At 41.2% G+C, this 14,774-nt stretch carries 11 protein-coding genes; 7 read left to right on the forward strand and 4 right to left on the reverse strand.

From position 1 onward, the window contains the following. The first annotated feature begins 201 nt into the window (after nt 1-201). Nucleotides 202-330, forward strand: coding sequence for a hypothetical protein (locus V7K27_RS20805; protein ID WP_334949982.1), 129 nt, complete (start codon nt 202-204; stop codon nt 328-330). Nucleotides 331-340: 10 nt separating this feature from the next. Here the strand turns inward: V7K27_RS20805 and V7K27_RS20810 are convergent, their stop codons facing one another. Both V7K27_RS20810 and V7K27_RS20815 read right to left on the reverse strand, forming a co-directional pair. Further along, a complete protein-coding gene (locus V7K27_RS20810; protein WP_334949983.1) occupies nt 341-2,413 on the reverse strand; it encodes a LysR family transcriptional regulator in 2,073 nt (690 codons plus the stop codon). Between the two features lie 23 nt (nt 2,414-2,436). After that, complete coding sequence (locus V7K27_RS20815; RefSeq protein ID WP_334949984.1) at nt 2,437-3,486, reverse strand: LLM class flavin-dependent oxidoreductase; 1,050 nt, start codon at nt 3,484-3,486, stop codon at nt 2,437-2,439. A 182-nt stretch (nt 3,487-3,668) separates the two neighbouring features. Here V7K27_RS20815 and V7K27_RS20820 point away from each other — a divergent pair, with 182 nt between their 5' ends. From V7K27_RS20820 to V7K27_RS20840, 5 genes are all read left to right on the forward strand, one after another. Continuing rightward, complete coding sequence (locus tag V7K27_RS20820) at nt 3,669-3,881, forward strand: hypothetical protein (protein WP_334949985.1); 213 nt, start codon at nt 3,669-3,671, stop codon at nt 3,879-3,881. A gap of 340 nt (nt 3,882-4,221) precedes the next feature. Then, nucleotides 4,222-5,319, forward strand: a complete 1,098-nt coding sequence (gene sfnG, locus V7K27_RS20825; protein WP_334949986.1) for a dimethylsulfone monooxygenase SfnG — start codon at nt 4,222-4,224, stop codon at nt 5,317-5,319. A 221-nt stretch (nt 5,320-5,540) separates the two neighbouring features. Beyond that, the gene (locus V7K27_RS20830) at nt 5,541-6,746 is read left to right on the forward strand and encodes an SfnB family sulfur acquisition oxidoreductase (RefSeq protein WP_334949987.1); all 1,206 of its coding nucleotides are present in this window, start codon (nt 5,541-5,543) and stop codon (nt 6,744-6,746) included. 447 nt (nt 6,747-7,193) lie between these two features. Continuing rightward, entirely contained in the window at nt 7,194-8,246 is a 1,053-nt protein-coding gene (locus tag V7K27_RS20835) for a hypothetical protein (protein ID WP_334949988.1), read from the forward strand. Nucleotides 8,247-8,364: 118 nt separating this feature from the next. Continuing rightward, complete coding sequence (locus V7K27_RS20840) at nt 8,365-9,255, forward strand: Rpn family recombination-promoting nuclease/putative transposase (RefSeq protein ID WP_334949989.1); 891 nt, start codon at nt 8,365-8,367, stop codon at nt 9,253-9,255. Nucleotides 9,256-9,414: 159 nt separating this feature from the next. On the opposite strand, the gene V7K27_RS20845 is transcribed toward V7K27_RS20840, so the two are convergent. After that, complete coding sequence (locus V7K27_RS20845) at nt 9,415-11,115, reverse strand: iron uptake porin (RefSeq protein WP_334949990.1); 1,701 nt, start codon at nt 11,113-11,115, stop codon at nt 9,415-9,417. Nucleotides 11,116-11,960: 845 nt separating this feature from the next. Here V7K27_RS20845 and V7K27_RS20850 point away from each other — a divergent pair. After that, the gene (locus V7K27_RS20850) at nt 11,961-13,145 is read left to right on the forward strand and encodes an acyl-CoA dehydrogenase family protein (RefSeq protein ID WP_334949991.1); all 1,185 of its coding nucleotides are present in this window, start codon (nt 11,961-11,963) and stop codon (nt 13,143-13,145) included. A 363-nt stretch (nt 13,146-13,508) separates the two neighbouring features. Here V7K27_RS20850 and V7K27_RS20855 read toward each other — a convergent pair whose 3' ends face one another. After that, a complete protein-coding gene (locus tag V7K27_RS20855; protein WP_334949992.1) occupies nt 13,509-14,774 on the reverse strand; it encodes a glutamate-5-semialdehyde dehydrogenase in 1,266 nt (421 codons plus the stop codon).

Below are 14,774 nucleotides of genomic sequence, written 5' to 3' on the forward strand. Positions count from 1 at the left end.
GAAAGAAAGAAAGAAAGAAAGAAAGAAAGAAAGAAAGAAAGAAAGAAAGAAAGAAAGAAAGAAAGAAAGAAAGAAAGAAAGAAAGAAAGAAAGAAAGAATTTAAAAGGGTTTGGCGCACAGCCTCACAAAGAAATGGTATAAGTACCTTTTGACTTCAATACATCTACATTACAGTACAGATGTTCAGATAGGACTCGTATTTGATTTTTGAAAAAAATCAGTACACCCCAAAAAGGCTTGTTCCCCACTCCCCACTCCCTACTCCCCACTCCCCACTCCCTGTCTACGCAAATAATTATGGCTACGCCACGCTGCGCGAACAAAAATAAAAGCAGACTGCTATATCTCACCCAATTGCATACCGCTATATAGCGGTAGATCATATTTATTATAGAGAACTTTCATGTGTCGGCTAAACTGTTCCTCTACAAAATAGCTGCTGGAAAATTCACTTGCAAAAGAAACCTGATGAAAGTGATAATCTAAATTCAGCAAATTGTAGACAAGTCTTAAAAAATAATCATCTATCCAGAAATCTACATCAAATAGTGAAATGCCATATTTTCCTTCCAATCTACGATTTAAAGTTTTGAGTAACCAAGACCATTGAGGTTTAAGGGTCGGATCTATGCGATTACCAAATACAGGATTAAAAAACTGATTTACTTGAGTGGTTCTCACATCAATCACTTTAGTTAATAAATCTGCCGCCTTCAGTGGAGATGAATTAAACCAATAGTTAGCAACTACTAAATCATGTAAATAAGCAACGACAATCTTCGGGTTTTCTTTAATGAACTGCGAACGACAAACAATTCCTCTGATTGATGGAATTCTTAAACTAAGCGTCTGAGAGAGAGGCAGCTTTCTGAGAAAAGCATATCCTTCTAAAATTGAGGCAAAAGTGTGACAACATACGTAAGCATCTATAGTTTTATTTGCCAAACTCTTACTTGCTTTTCGAGGATTTTCATTCACTAATCTGCAATCCTGACTGACATCCATATCATAGAGATCAAAAAGAGTAATGATGAACCTATGAGCATTTGAACCAAATAAGGTGGAAATTCGTTTCCCTTTCAGATCCTGAACAGTGTTTATAGAAGAATCTTTATGCAGTACAATATTTATATCTTGACCTAAAAGATTATAGGAAGCAATCCCAATCAATTTAGAGCCAAAACTTAAATCATCGAAGAATTGGCTACCATTATTCAACAGAGAAATATCATCTAAAATACAAATATCTAGTTCTCCCCGTTTCATCTCTCGGTTCATTTGTTCCCCAGAAGTGAACGGTAGAATTTGTAACTCGAAATCTCGGTTAATTTCAATATTTTTGAAAATAGACTCTTCCAGTGATGAGGATGCTCTCTGTAAATCAGAAATATGCTTAGTCCCATATCCAGCAATAAGCTGCCCGATGGAATCACTCTGAATACCTATCCGAAGAACATTTTCTTCTTTGGAAGAATACCTACCTAAAATTAGATTTACGTTAGGCAAACTTTCTAAGTTATTTTGATCGAGTCTAAAACTTCTCACCAAACTCTCTGCGGATATTAACAACTCACTAAAGCGAGGAACATGAATATAAATGCCATATTCATTAACATCTTGAATCGGAAGAGTTAGTACTTGATATTGAGATATTATATCAGCTTGACAAAAGTCAGGTAAAATCGTTATTTTTTGATTTTCGGAACTATAGGTGAGTAAATCTTGATAATTATGTACTACCTTTACACCACTTAATTTATTGATCAAAAATTCATTTTTCGATAGTTGATAATGAACCTCATCTAAAAGCACAATATCAGCCAGATCAATATCATTGATTTTAATTAAGCTATGCTCATTCAGATATTTACTTGCCCCAAAGGAGACAAGCAGCATTTTATGAGTTGTTAATCTAGTACAATGGTGTTCTTCCTTATATCCAGAGCAACTGTTGAGCAATAGATCCATCTCGATAAGTTGAGAATTTGAGAAAAATATGCTATTTTTAACTCCGATCTCTTTGATATTTCTACCTGGTAAACAAAGCTGAAATCTCTGTAAATATTGTTTGAGCCAGACTTCTAAGATTAAATTAGTAGCCCCCAATATCAAATCTTCACCTTCAGCGCTAAATGTTGCTTGAAATTCTTCTCGCAGATTTTCTACAGTTTCTACTACATTAAGTGTCTGAGAAATTAATTTTTTGCCTTTATTGGTCAAGCATATAGAACCAGGAGAGCGATTTAGGAGAATTACTCCGAAATAATCCTCTATTTGCTTGACTTTTTTACTAATTAATGCCTGACTATACCCTAGTTTTTGTGCTGCTTTAGAGAAGCTACCACAGTCATCTACTGCTTTTAAAATTTTGATGTGATTTAGGGTAATATCTTCAAGTTTAATCTTATTCATCCTAGCTAAGACAAGATTTTTAATTACAACGCAATTAAGCTATTTTGCTGTGTATATTCGGAAATCACTAGTTTATGGAAGCGAATAGTGTCTTCTGTCATCGATTCAAATTTGAGTACTATTAAGTCAACGCCAACAGCTTCGTATTCTTTCAGGCGTTGAATAATAGTATAGCGATCGCCAACGAGTTGAGCAGATAAACCTAGATTAGCTTCAATGGTTTGAGTGATATCTAGTTTGTTGTGGGCAACTACGTTAGGATCAATTTGCTCTTGAAAGTACTTAATCTGCTGTTGATCGGCAGAACGATAAATCGCTTCTAATCTGGCTTGGGCTTCGGCGGTATGTTCACGAACGATCGCAAACGCACTCATTGCTACTTTAATCTGACGCCCGTAGCGATCGCTAGCCAATTTTTTCACTTTCTGCACTAATGCTGCTGTTTTTTCTGGTTCATCAGCATTGATAAATAAATAATCTCCCTGACGAGCCGCTAAGTCAATCGCCCGGTCTGATTCACCAGCAATGAAAATGGGTGGTATTGGTGTAGGCTTATCTGCGAGAATACCACCCTTAATAGTGTAATATTTGCCAACATAATTAAAGCCTTCGACTGTCCATAGCCCCTTGATTACATCAATGTACTCTTCTAATCGCGCGTAGCGATCGCTATGGGGTAGCCAGATATCTCCATAGCTTTCTACTTCTAATTTCCACCAACCTGCAATCCCACTCAGAGCAAATCTACCATTACTGAGTTGATTTTGAATGTTTGCACTCAGTTTGGCAACGACCGCAGGCAGTTTAAAACCAGGTTGTACAGCCGCAACAATCTTGATATTTTTGGTGTTTAAACTTGCTAAAGCTGCTGTAATCCAAGCATCAGCAACATTATAGTTAGGCCCATGAACTGCATTCAAGTAATGTTCAGGAATGTAATAGAAATGATAACCTAACTCGTCTGCTTGAACTGCCAGCTTTACCAAATCTTGAGTAGATAAATTAGCCTCATGGTTCACAACCCGCAACCATCCACCACACACCGGCGACCAAATTCCAAACTGAAGTGGCATAAATCTTTTTCTAGTGCCTTTTTTTACAAGATTTTAACTAAACTACGGTATTTACATCTCTTTACCGTGGTTTAGTAGTTAACACTACCACATTTATTTCTGCTGTGTATAGTTGCAGATAACACATGAAAAGCATTTCTTTATCACGATATGGAATATAGGACTAGTATTTGATTTTTGAAATGCACGTAGTGGACCCTCATGGCTTTAATAGTGCATTAGACGTAGGTTGGGTTGCGCTCCGGCGCAACCCAACTGATTATCAGGATGTTGGGTTACGCAAAGCCTCCACCCAACCTACAATTTTTTTGCAACATTCTAGCCACGAGGGGCTACTACAAGACTACCGAGATTTTATCAGTGACCTTGAAAGGGCTAGTCCTAAAAATAATTAAATACTCACTCAGCAAAATTGGGCTGTATTCCAAAATGGAATATGGAAATGGAATTTAAGTATATCGAGTCACGACATCGGAAAAATTATCGTGATAAAGTCTGATACATTAATAACTACGGTAGCACGGTCGAGTTATGGTATATTGCCACTATCACATCTTGAGATTGTCTACTTATAAACTCAGAGTAATTTCCAGCCGCTCTCAAGCTTTCGATTTTGACTAAGATTTTGTCCGATCAAGTTTTAGCTGATTTGTTAGTGATCAAAAATTAGGCTTTGTTGGATTACAAGCAAACTTAGACAAATAGCCAAGCAGTTTCAATTACAAACGCACAATTATGGTAGATATTAAGTTCGCATACTGGATTCCCAACGTTAGCGGGGGGTTAGTTGTTAGTAAAATCCCCCAACGGACAGATTGGACTTACGAATATAATGCTCAACTAGCTCAGACGGCTGAAGAAGTCGGGTTTGAATATGCTCTAGCACAAGCCAGATTTATCGCCAGCTATGGCGCTGAGTACCAGCTAGAGGCACTTACAATCGTGTCAGCCCTAGCTCCTGTCACCAAGAAATTGAAGCTAATTGCAGCAGTTCACCCAGGATTGTGGCATCCGGGAGTAGTTGCTAAAATCGGTGCCAGCATTGATTTTCTGTCAAACGGTCGGTTTGCACTAAATGTGGTTAGCGGCTGGTTCAAAGATGAATTCACTATATATGGTGAACATTGGTTAGACCATGACGAACGCTATCGTCGTTCAGAGGAATTTATCCGTGTTCTCAAAGGTTTGTGGACAGAGGAGGAGTTTCACTTTAAGGGCGACTTTTATCGCATCAACGGCGGTTGGGTGAAGCCCAAACCGATTAATCAGAATCCACACCCGGAGATATTCCAAGGTGGTAACTCGAAAGCAGCCCGGCGCATGGCTGGCCGCGTCTCTGATTGGTATTTTATGAATGGCAACACTATAGAAGGTGTGCGATCGCAGATTGAAGAAGTGTCTGCATTAGCGAGTCTTGAAGGACGTAAAATTAAGTTTGGTCTGAATTCGTTTATCATCGTGCGAGATACGGAAGCAGAAGCCCATGAAGTATTGCGCGATATTATTGCTCAAGCAGATGTGGAAGCGGTAAAAGGATTTGGCGAAGCAGTGAAACAGGCGGGAGCTTCTACTCGTGAGCATCAGGGAATGTGGGCGAATTCCAATTTTGAAGACTTGGTGCAGTATAACGATGGCTTCCGTTCCGGCTTGATTGGTACGGCTGATCAAGTAGCTGACAAGATTCGCCAGTTTTATGAAGTCGGAGTTGATCTAATTCTCGGTGGCTTCTTACACTACTCGGATGATTTGCCTGCATTTGGTCGGACAGTAATTCCGATTGTGCGCGAACTAGAAGCTAATCGTCGTAAGGCTGATGAGTTAGTTGTGGTGTAGTAGATTCTTGACAGTTAACGACTTCTGCAAGTAGTTGTGTAATTTATTTGGGAAGTCGTTTAATGGTTAAACCCATTCCTACAAAAAGTTGATCATTCAAAGAATCTTACCAGATTCAATCTGTGTATTGGCATATTGCAATCAGCCCTACAAATTACCACTAGCCAATGTATTTATATCATTGTCTGGTTAAATACTTATCACAATCAAGGAGTTATATTATGACATCAGTAATTGATACTGAACAGAAGGCGCATATAATTCGGGATGACAAAGAAGCGATCGCGATCGCTCATGAATTGGCAGCTGAGTTTGCCAAAGGTGACTCAGAGCGCGATCAAAATCGGCGTTTGCCTGCTGAGGAAGTGCAAAAGTTCTCCCAGAGTGGATTGTGGGGGATCACAGTCCCCAAAGAGTATGGTGGGGCTTTTGTATCTAATGTCACCTTAGCAGAAGTCATTAAAATCATCTCCGAAGCTGATTCTAGCCTCGGTCAAATTCCCCAAAACCACCTCTACATGGTGGAAGCAGTTCGCTTGGATGGCACAAATGAGCAGAAGAAGTTCTTCTTTGATTTGGCTTTACAAGGTAAGCGCTTTGGTAACGCCTTCTCGGAAATTGGTACTAAGTCTGTCACCGATGTCCAGACAAAGTTAGAACCAGATGGTTCTGACTACGTACTCAACGGACGTAAATATTACTCCGCCGGGGCATTACTAGCTGATTGGGTTCCCGTGATTGCTAGTCAAGATGGTAGGACAGTGGTGGCATTTGTCGAAAGAGATGCCGCCGGATTGACACTACTTGATGACTGGACGAGCTTCGGACAGCGTACTACAGCTAGCGGCACTACCATTATTGAAAATGTGAAAGTGAAGGCAGAACACGTCATTCCGCACTACTTAGCCTTTGAGAGGGCAACACCAATGGGTGCGATCGCGCAAATCATCCAAGCTGCTGTAGACGTGGGGATTGCCAAAGCCGCAGTTCGTGACACCATCTACTTTGTCCGCAACTATACCCGCCCTTGGGTTGACAGCAATTTAGAAAAAGGATACGAAGATCCCCTGACACTATATAACTTAGGCAACGTCCAAATTCAGGTTCACGCTTCTGAAGCATTGCTGCGTCGTGCAGGCGAATTTCTTGATGTTGCCAACGAGTCAGGTTTAGAAGAACCCAAGGTAGTTGAAGCATCGATCGCAGTTGCGGAAGCCAAAGCCTTAGCCACCGAAGCAGCATTACTAGCTACCAACAAGTTGTTTGAACTAGCAGGTACAAAGTCCACATTGGAGCAATTCAACTACAATCGCCACTGGCGAAATGCCCGCGCTCACACACTCCACGATCCCGTGCGCTGGAAATACTACGCTGTTGGTAACTACTTCCTCAATGGTGTTTATCCCCCACGCCATCCTTGGCTGTAATTGCCGCATTCTCTATTGGGGTCAATCAATTTTGGATTTTGGATTTTGGATTTTAGATTGACCCCATGCATTAATGCAGTTGCTCTGAATAAGGAATTGTAGATTTTGGATTTATTCCACAAATAAATTTGCTTGCTCTTAGACATTTTTAGATTTTAAATTTTGAATCTTAAATCCAAAATTTAAAAGCGTTCGACTGACTTGTACTGAGCGTTGTCGTTGGCGCAGCCTCTCGTAGAGAAGTAGCGCTCACGCCGAAGTCTAAAATTCGGTGAAGCTTTCGGGGAAAATATAGCGTTTCCTAATCACATAAGATACATCATAGCCCCCTCCTCGCATGCGGGGAGGGGGTTGGGGGTGGGGTTCTTGTACGTCACTCAAGCGAGAACCGCTATATTTACCAGAATGCTTTGCCCCTGATAAATCCAACATTATTTACTTGATACTATGAGCGTTGCAAACCCAACCCAGAGGCGGAGTATTTGGAAAAGCCAGCCATTTAAGGGACTGCTTTTTATTGCTGTAATTGCTGTCATTAGCTATATTTTTGAACTCATCTTTGGTCAAATTATTCAGCTGAATGTAGGAACAAAGTTGACTTATATCACTATATGCTTCGTCTGGTGGTGGCATCTAGGTTTTTCTCTCAACGGCTATCCAGGCTCTCGCTTTTCCTCTACCCGATTTGGACGAGGAACAGTGAATTTAGTAGTGCTGTTGGCGCTAGTTTACATAACTGGAGAAGCTTGGAAATTCATCTCTGCAAAAGCAACTCTCACTGATACACCTGTTGGCTTGTGGGGACAAACAGCAATCATTGCAGCCGCCGCCAGTTTGTTCTTCTTTGACAACACGATTGTCACCACTGAAGAAGTACGCAACTGGCATCCAATTAGCGGCTTTCTCAATATCTTTTTTGCCGTCTTCTTTATTGCCCCTGCACTTACCTTTTTGCCACAAATGTGGGGACTTCAACTGTTTTACATTCCTTGGTATTGGTATCCTTGTTCAACAGTATTCGGCAGTTTCTTTGAACGTTGGCCTTTGAACAAATTGGAACTAGGAATGCCACGTTTGGGGTTACTGCATACAGGTATTATTTTATTACTCACTCTAATTACAGAATTGTTCCTCAAGCAGCTAGGAATGGATTTGTTTACAACAACGACAGGCCCAACCTTTGCTGCAATTTGGACAACAGTTGGTTTAGGCTTGCTGTGGCAATTTAATATGTGGCCTTTCACAGAGCTATCACAGCCCACAAAAGGCATAGTTGCATCTGTTGCTAGTTTAATAATTTCGGTCTTGTTTTACCTGGTGACAGTATCTCTGGTAGGTCAGGAAAATATGATCCAAGGGCTTTACTGGTGGTTTAATATCCTTTGGGTTCAAGTATTCTTAATGGCTCCAGGATTATACGACGGAATTAGCCTTTGGCAGGATGTACCGCCACTAGTTGAAGAACAGCAACCTCTGAGGCTCAATCGTGAAGGGCGTTAATAGTTGTGATGTTGCTGTCTCTACTTCAACGTCTACACACAACAATATAATAGCGATGTAGAGGGATGTGTGATTTAATGTACCGCAGGTTGAACAAATAAATTAAATAGAATCCTTCATGCGTCGAGATTCAATATTCTACAAGCTTTTTCAACAATCCCCCACTTTGCTATTTGAACTATTGACAAATCCTCCAATAAATGCTGACAATTACCGTTTTGATTCGGTAGCTGTCAAAGAACCCAAGTTTGAAATTGACGGGGTATTCTTACCACCAGAAAGCGCAGGTGCAGGAATAGTATATTTCTGTGAGGTGCAGTTCCAAAAAGATGAACAACTTTATGAAAGGGTCTTTGCAGAATCCTCATTATATTTTTACCGCAACCGTGCTAGATTTAGCGATTGGCAAGCCGTGATAATTTATCCGTCACGCAGTATTGAGCAAAACGATATTCATCCCCATCGGGGATTTCTTAACAGCGCACAAGTGCATCGAGTGTATTTGGATGAGTTGGGAGATATTCGTCAATTACCTTTATGGGTAGCACTGATGGTGTTGACTACAGTTGAGTCAGAACAAGCACCAGAGGAAGCAAGGTATTTGTTAGAAAGAACCACTCAAGAAGTGCCTGAAAGGGCAAGTCGCGCCATAATAGAGATGATCACGACAATTATGGTGTACAAGTTTGAAAAATTAAGTCGAGTTGAGGTGGAGTCTATGTTAGGAATAACGCTCAAAGAAACGAGAGTTTACCGAGAAATCAAGGAAGAAGGACGAGAGGAAGGACGAGAGGAAGGACGAGAGGAAGGACGAGAGGAAGGACGACGGGAAGAGGCTGCTAACCTTATTATCCGATTGTTGACTAAGCGGTTTGGAGAATTGTCTGGGGAAATGCGATCGCCACTTTTTGATTTACCTTTACCTGTTCTCGAAGATTTGAGCGAAGCACTATTAGATTTTACTAGTTTAGCTGATTTGCCGACTTGGTTAGAAGCGGTTGGGAATTAAATTTATAGCGATCGCCATCGTCTTAAAGTTGATATATGCGTTGGGAAGTGCGTATAAGCTTTGTGGCTTGTCTCTAAATTCTAGATCAATTCAGCAGCATCAAAATTTTGACGCTGCTGAACTCATGTCTGAATTGTTCTTTGTATCTTTGCTAAATATCTAAAAGGTGAAGGTTGTTCTCACAGTGCCAATTACCGCATCCTGATTGTCATCGTTTTGACCAGGAGCCGTGATCCAAATTACGCCAGGGGTGATGGCAATGTTATCTGTGAACTGATACTTGTAAAAGCCTTCAATATGTAAGGATAAATCGTTTGCAGGTGCAGGATTACCACCCCGATAAGGTTCTGCGCCCACGAGAATACCACCAAGATTGCCTTGTTTACCTAAATCTGGCAATGCCAATCCCAGAGCATAGTACCAAATATCTGCATTACCACTACCTGTGAGATTTTTGGCGTTAGTGTAGCCAAAGAAGCCATTGACTGCAACTTTCGGACTGAATTTGTAAAAAGCTTCTGCTCCATAAGAGTTTGTAATTACTTCATCAAAAGGAGTGTTAGCCTGTGCAGTTCCAACGATCGCTCCACCACTACCAATATCAAATATCGCTCCCCGATTTTGGTAGGCATTTACATAGGTTAAACCAATGCCAGAGTTCTTGTTGGGGTTCCATGCTAGTTGGGCGATCGCCCCATATTGACCATTAAATAGGCCACTGCCTACTTCAGGACTGGCATGATCTCCTGCTAAATAACCCAAACTCAATACTACTTTGTCACTGAATTTGTAATTGATTCCTGCACCAGCACCACCACCAATTCTATAGATAGGGCTGGACGATGCAAATTCTGTCAGAGCGCGACCGGCTCCTGTCGCACTATCCAAATAGGGACTGAGAGTGGGAATGAAATCAAAAAATACTCCGTTTACTGCTCCTACATAGGCTTCTATTTTGTCTCCAATCGGGAAGTAATAAGCGAGCCAATCGAGAAAATCATTGTTGTTAGCTGGAGAGAGATTAAAGGTTTGAAGTCCTTCTGTTGTACCATTTGGCAGCTTCAAAGTAGTAGCATTACCGCCAGTCAAACGGACATAGAGAGCATCTTTACCTGTAAAACTACTTATGAATTTGAGGCGAACTCTATCTTGAAAAACTGTGTTGCTACCATGAACTGAGCCACTGAAGGCATTTGTGACGGCAAAGACGGCTTCTCCTACTAGCTTTGTGGTTGTAGAAAACTGATTGGCTTCTAGTTCCGCAGTCCGACCTTCTAAATTATCAACGCGACCCCGTAGAGTTGCTAGTTCAGTGGCGAATTCTGCTTGTAGTCTTTGTAGGCTAGTTAAGTCTTCTTTGGTAACTAAGTCTGATGTAGCTGTTGCAATTAGCTCGTTGATCCGAGATAAACAAGCATTTAAGCCTGCTGCAAATTCATAGCGAGTGATGGCGCGGTTTCCCCGATAAGTGCCATTTGGATAGCCCGCAATGCATCCATAACGCTCAACTAAAGACTGGAGTGCGCCAAATGCCCAATCACTTGGCTGCACATCTGAAAACTGAGATACAGATGTTACCTGAGACATGCTGTTTGTCTGTTGGGCACTTGTATCACTATTGATTGCAGGAATTTTAGGCGTTTGTGCGATGGTTGTTTCCGAAGAATTGTCCGCGAAACGTGGAGTTTGGTTGCGGCTTAGGGGGCGCTTGGCGATGCCTGCGGCAGTTGGTATATTTGTTTGAGTCCCATTCACAGCCACTAAATTATTGTCTTCAGCATAAGCTGATGTGCTGGCTAGCAAAGTAGCACCCAAAATCATCGATTCCATGAATAAATTATGAAATGAACGGTTGAACATTTCTATCACTCCCCTCACATTTTTGGTTTAAAAAATTTAGTGAAAGCCATCAGACATTTCAGTGACTTGTCAAGCTAAAAATTCATGACTAGCCCGGAAAAATGTTGAATTACTTTAACACTCAAAAGTTTTCACTAATATCACTACACTTCCAGATACAACCAGATGTATCAGTGAATATCTAGCGTTTTCATCTGCATATTTAAGTGTAGAAAAGACTTGTTTTCACACAAATATAATCCCCGCACAAGTTGGTCTATTTGCGAAGAGAATCTCTATCTATCTGTAAAAAATACATTGCAATTTTACAGAATAATCTGAATTTATCGCCAATTAATAGCAAACTACTACATAACTATCAAGTTAAAGTAGATTATTGCATTTAAGTTAATAATATTGCATATATAGTCCTGAAAAACAAGTAGGTGAGAAAATTTATTCTCAAAAGTTTTTTTACTTGACTCTAAAATAATTATTTTTTGAGATTGTACTAATAACCAGGGCTATTTCATTCTCATCTAGTCCGCCTCAGAATTTATTCTGAGTCTAATAGCGAAAGTCGTCTCAAGACGACTAAGAAAAGGTTATAGTCCGTTAAAACGGACTTTAGCTAAAAGCCAAAGAACTTCAGTTCTGGGCGATTTCTGTCTAGAACGAAATAGCCCTGTACTAATAACCCATAGCTTTAGCAAAATTATTTTAATTTGAACTTGCCTTATTAGTCAGATTGTGCAATGATATATTTAGCGTACGGTAATTTTATCGAAATACTGTAGATTTAAAGTTTTGCCAGTCAAAATTATAGTTGCTCCTCACGATAAGGTTAACAGGAGAAGTTGCAAGGGATGCAATTAATCGAAACTAAAGAGTCTCAAAATTATCTTGATCTAGCTAAGTCTTTAGCAAAAGAATTTGCCCAGACTGCTGTGGCACGGGATGCAAAAGGGGGAACACCAAAGCATGAACGCGATCGCTTGCGCCAAAGCAATTTACTTAAACTGATCGTACCCAGAGAATACGGTGGTTTAGGACAAAACTGGATTACCGTCCTGCAAATTACCCGCGAGTTTGCCAAAGTTGATAGCTCCATTGCTCACGTCTTTTCTTATCACCATCTAGGTGTAGTAATTCCTCATATCTTTGGTTCCATAGAGCAAAAACAGCGATATTACTCAGAAACTATTCACAATAATTGGTTTTGGTGCAATGCCCTCAACCCTTTAGATAAAAGAACTACTCTGACATCGGAAAATGATTATTTCCGGCTCAACGGGATTAAAAGCTTTTGCTCTGGCTCTCAAGACTCGGATATATTGCCGATTACTGCAACTCATCAAGAAAGTGGTGAATTGAGTATTGTAGTAATTCCCACCCAACGGCAAGGCGTTACTGTTCATGATGATTGGGATAATATAGGGCAACGTCAAACAGACAGTGGTAGTGTTACTTTTGAAAATGTGTTGGTGTATCCTGACGAAATTCTTAGTAGTAGAGATAAAGAAAGTCAACCTTTCGCCACTATTCGCGCCTGCTTAACTCAATTGAATCTTGCTAATATCTACCTGGGAATTGCACAGGGAGCATTTGAAGCTGCTAAAACATATACTTGCACTAATACAAAACCTTGGCTGACATCAGGTGTAGAGAGTGCAACTAAAGATCCTTACATCCTCCAGCACTATGGCAAAATATGGGTTGATCTCCAAGCAGCCGTGTATCTAACTCAGCAAGCAGGAGAATTACTACAAGCAGCTTGGAACCGGGAATGGTCACTTACCGCAGAACAACGGGGAGAATGTGCGCTCAGTGTCGCTACTGCTAAAGTCGTGGCCACTAGAGTTGGTTTAGACATTACCAACCGGATCTTTGAAGTTATGGGCGCACGCGCTACTAATGCAAAATATGGCTTTGACCGTTATTGGCGTAATCTCCGCACGTTCACTCTCCACGATCCAGTAGATTACAAAATCCAAGACATAGGAAACTGGGCGTTAAATGATCAACTGCCAAAACCCAACTTTTATTCATAGTTTTTCCCTTGCCGTTTTAGGAAAATTTCACTGTAACCTTTAAGAGGATGTTTGAAAAGTCCTATTGTCGGTATCAAATAGTTTTAGATCCCCCTAAATCCCCCTTAAAAAGGGGGACTTTGATTCCGGTTCCCCCCTTTTTAAGGGGGGTTAGGGGGGATCTAAAAGTGCCTAAAGTCACAGCGAAACACTTTTCAAACAACCTCTAACAGGCGATGTCTACGACGGGCTATGTCTACGCTTCCAGCTTGAATAGTCTACACTACTCCTGAATTTCCCATATTCTGCGACTTTTTTTAAGTTTCTTCTATGCGCTAAATCCCCGTTACAAAACTTAATTACGAATTACGAATTACGAATTATTTAAAACCTGCCATTTCCCTGAACAATGTGCTTGACGGTAGTCAAGGTTTCCAGGCTAATAAATCCCCGACGATGACCTTTTTGGTTAGACATGCCGAGAAACACTGAATCTCCCCGCGAGGGGTTGCGAGAAAAACGCGGGGAAGTGTTGATGTAAGTAGAGGCACTGTTAACTCCCAAAGCAAACTGCCGACTTTCCTGGTAAGATTCAGTCACGATAGAGTCGGCATGACCACTGCTGTATTCATTAATCCAGGCGATCGCAGCCTCTAAGCTATCCACCAGTTTAAAAGCTACTGTCCTAGTTAAATAAGGGTTTCCCCATTCGCCTTCCTTCACCAGCTGCAACTGGGGAAAGGCTTTTACTAGTTCTGCATCCCCTTTAATTTCAAAGCCTTTTTCCATCAAGCTGTTCCACAGAACGGCTATTGATGATGGCAAGGCTTGGCGATGAATCAGTACCTTTTCAATGGCATTAACTTGATCTGGTTCGCTCTGATGGCTATCAAGAATCATCCAGCGCACCATTTCTAAGCTGCTATTGGGCGACCAGTAGAGATAACAGTTACCCATCGCTGACTTTAAAACTGGGCAAGTTGACTGTCGTACTACCTGCTGCACTAAGCTGGAACGTCCGTAGGGGATCACTAAATTTACGTACTCGTCTTGGGTGACTAAATCCCGAATTGAAGCCCCATGTTCTGCTGTGATCAGTTCTACACACCCCGGAGCTAGTCCAACTTCGGCGATCGCATTTTGCAGTACCTCAGCGATCGCCGCGTTGGAATGGCTAGCTACAGTACTGCCTTTGAGAATTATACAATTGCCAGTTTTGATACAAAAACCCGCTGCGATCGCTCCTAAATCGGGAAACGCTTCATAAATAAATCCAATCACTCCCAAGGGCATTAATTGAGTGTAACTTTGGGAATCTTCCAGTTGATAATCAGCGGTTCTGACGCGCCGCAGCGGATCTGATAATTCCCCCAACCGTTGTAAGATGTCTACTGTCATCTCTAACCTTGTGGGAGTCAGCTTCAGCCAGTCCAATATTAACTCTGGCACTGCCATTTCCCGACTGGCTTCTAAATCCAAGGTGTTGGCTTCTAGAATGTCGTCAAATGAGCGCTCAAGGGCTTGTGCCATCGCCAATACTGCACGACTCCGGTCTGCTCCTTTTGTGCTACCCAACTTTAGGGAAGCTTGATAGGCTCGTTGGGCACTAGTAATTGGTTCGGGGTGGTCATCCAAAACTTCAACAGTCAT

The organism is Nostoc sp. (assembly GCF_036919575.1).
In the GTDB taxonomy this organism is placed as follows: Bacteria; Cyanobacteriota; Cyanobacteriia; order Cyanobacteriales; family Nostocaceae; genus Nostoc.

Excerpts from the sequence above, each read along its gene's own strand:
- V7K27_RS20810 (WP_334949983.1), bottom strand. The coding sequence starts at position 2,413 with ATGAATAAGATTAAACTTGAAGATATTACCCTAAATCACATCAAAATT.
- V7K27_RS20815 (WP_334949984.1), bottom strand. The coding sequence starts at position 3,486 with ATGCCACTTCAGTTTGGAATTTGGTCGCCGGTGTGTGGTGGATGGTTG.
- V7K27_RS20820 (WP_334949985.1), top strand. The coding sequence starts at position 3,669 with ATGCACGTAGTGGACCCTCATGGCTTTAATAGTGCATTAGACGTAGGT.
- sfnG (WP_334949986.1), top strand. The coding sequence starts at position 4,222 with ATGGTAGATATTAAGTTCGCATACTGGATTCCCAACGTTAGCGGGGGG.
- V7K27_RS20830 (WP_334949987.1), top strand. The coding sequence starts at position 5,541 with ATGACATCAGTAATTGATACTGAACAGAAGGCGCATATAATTCGGGAT.
- V7K27_RS20835 (WP_334949988.1), top strand. The coding sequence starts at position 7,194 with ATGAGCGTTGCAAACCCAACCCAGAGGCGGAGTATTTGGAAAAGCCAG.
- V7K27_RS20840 (WP_334949989.1), top strand. The coding sequence starts at position 8,365 with ATGCGTCGAGATTCAATATTCTACAAGCTTTTTCAACAATCCCCCACT.
- V7K27_RS20845 (WP_334949990.1), bottom strand. The coding sequence starts at position 11,115 with ATGTTCAACCGTTCATTTCATAATTTATTCATGGAATCGATGATTTTG.
- V7K27_RS20850 (WP_334949991.1), top strand. The coding sequence starts at position 11,961 with ATGCAATTAATCGAAACTAAAGAGTCTCAAAATTATCTTGATCTAGCT.
- V7K27_RS20855 (WP_334949992.1), bottom strand. The coding sequence starts at position 14,774 with ATGACTGTTGAAGTTTTGGATGACCACCCCGAACCAATTACTAGTGCC.